Source organism: Peribacillus sp. NPDC056705 (assembly GCF_043656335.1).
In genome coordinates this window covers 1-2,279 of record NZ_JBHTYI010000111.1, presented here as the reverse complement: position 1 = coordinate 2,279, position 2,279 = coordinate 1, and the positions used below count along the sequence as shown (strand labels likewise).

Here is a 2,279-nt window from a genome sequence, read left to right as displayed (position 1 = left end):
TATGAACCTTGTTCATATCGAGCGCCAACTTCACGTTATCGCCTTCACGAGTAGTAGAACGTCCATCTACACGACCGATAACCGTATCTGTGCCGAGACCGCTCAGGTACAAGAGCATTTCGTGACCGAGGTTCTCAGTTACGTCAACTTTAGCGTTGAAGACCGTGTTCGGGGAAGCTTCCAGGAATACTGGTTCCTCGTGAATGTCCTCAGGACGAACACCCATAATTACTTCCTTACCGATCAAGGACTTGTTCTTCAACAGTTGTGCTTTACCGCCTGGAATTTGAACGTTCAAGCCTTCGGAAGTGAAGTACACACCGCCATTTTGCTCAGACAATGTGCCGTTGATGAAGTTCATGGTTGGGGAACCAATAAAACCAGCAACGAACAGGTTGTTTGGACTATTGTAGAGCAGTTCTGGGGAATCTGCTTGCTGAATGATACCGTCTTGCATAACAACGATACGGTCACCCATCGTCATTGCCTCTGTCTGGTCATGTGTTACGTAGATACAAGTGGTTTCAAGACGTTTAACCAGCTTGGTAATCTCCGCACGCATCGCACCGCGGAGTTTCGCATCCAAGTTGGAGAGCGGCTCATCCATCAAGAAGACTTGTGGATCACGAACAATCGCACGACCCAGGGCAACACGCTGACGCTGACCACCGGAAAGAGCTTTCGGCTTACGCTCAAGCAAATGCTCAATATCCAGAATTCTAGCAGCTTCACGTACACGTTTGTCGATTTCGTCTTTCTTCACTTTACGGAGTTTCAAACCAAATGCCATGTTCTGGTATACGTTCATATGTGGATACAAAGCGTAAGATTGGAATACCATCGCGATGTCACGGTCTTTAGGTGCTACGTCGTTAACTACGCGGTCACCAATGTAAAGCTTACCTTCGGAAATTTCCTCAAGACCTGCGATCATACGAAGTGTTGTAGACTTACCGCAACCGGAAGGACCTACCAATACCAGAAACTCTTTATCTTTGATATCCAGATTAACGTCAATTACAGTTGCTTTATCCGCACCTGCATACTTCTTGTAAATATGCTCTAAGCGTACACCAGCCATGTGCATTTGCCCCCTCATAGGTATGTTATGAAATCGAATACAAATTATAGTCTTATCTTACCCTATGGGCATCTGACTTGCTATACACAATCTGCACAAAAAACCTACTTCCTTTTCGTCACTTTATACAATAGAAGTGTTATTTTCACTAATACCGCATCACTGAAGCTACGAACATCAAGTCCAGTCTCTTGTTTGATCTTATCCAGACGGTATAGCAACGTGTTGCGGTGAATATATAAATGCTTGGCCGTCTCACTCACATTACAATCCAGTTCAAAGAAGGATTCCAGTGTGGATAAGGTTTCACTATCCTCGAACAGATCGGTATGTCCTGCCGCATATTCTCTTAAAAATTGATTACGCTGATACTCAGGTATACTAAACACTAACCGCTCCAGGTGCAGCCCGGTCGATAAATGAATATGCTCCTTCATCTGGAACGTACGGCCGATCGTCATCGTTTCTCGCAGCATACTCACCGTTTGGGGTAAGGTATGTAACGCATTGACAGCCGGAATCGCTGATATATGAAAATCCCCTACCCACTCGGTAGAGATAAGCTCGTATAATCCCATACAGAACAGAGATAACAAATCTTGCTCTCCTTCTACTGGGGCCTCATCTTTATCATCCGTTGTAATCCCATCCAGAAGCTCTTGCTTTGCAAGCACAAGCCATTCCTTCTCCATTAAAGGGACCAGAATGATCTCACCGTCAAAGTAACTGTCCAATAATCGATGCAGCGCCTTGTAACTCGGAGTGGGTGCATGTTCGCTCTCATTAATTAATAGAAACGGAATCATCGCCTCGGTTAGGCTAGATCTTAGCAACAGCTCTTCCGGCAGTTCAGCAAGCGCTTCTCCAACCTGCAGACGCTCTTTGATCCAAGTGCCTAGTTCTTGCGCTCTCCGTTCCTCATCCCCTTTACCGGTGCTTCTGAACATCGTGCTTGGGGTAGAGCCTTGAATGCTCGACAACCATAAGTCGATTAATTTGATTTCTGAATCGGTTAACTGATTACGATCAGCCACGATCACCTTCTGCGGCTGATCACTACTAATCGGAATCCAAATCTCATCTAATGGCACTTCATTATCGGTCGCTCCAGGAGCTATCATTGGTAGCTGATGTCCTGACATTTCTAGGGCAGCACGTTCCTGCTCATTCAATGTTTTTAACACGAGTGTTATGCCTG

The 2,279-nt window shown here is 45.5% G+C and carries 2 protein-coding genes; both read right to left on the bottom strand.

Translation table 11 applies throughout. The annotated features are described in order from the left end of the window. The coding region (locus tag ACFRAK_RS27885) for an ABC transporter ATP-binding protein (RefSeq protein ID WP_394573016.1) at positions 1–1,081 on the bottom strand (1,081 nt) is incomplete at its 3' end. Between the two features lie 104 nt (positions 1,082–1,185). Then, positions 1,186–2,223, bottom strand: a complete 1,038-nt coding sequence (locus ACFRAK_RS27880; RefSeq protein ID WP_483878291.1) for a PucR family transcriptional regulator — start codon at positions 2,221–2,223, stop codon at positions 1,186–1,188. Between the last annotated feature and the right edge of the window lie 56 nt (positions 2,224–2,279).

Excerpts from the sequence above, each read along its gene's own strand:
- ACFRAK_RS27880 (WP_483878291.1), bottom strand. The coding sequence starts at position 2,223 with ATGTCAGGACATCAGCTACCAATGATAGCTCCTGGAGCGACCGATAAT.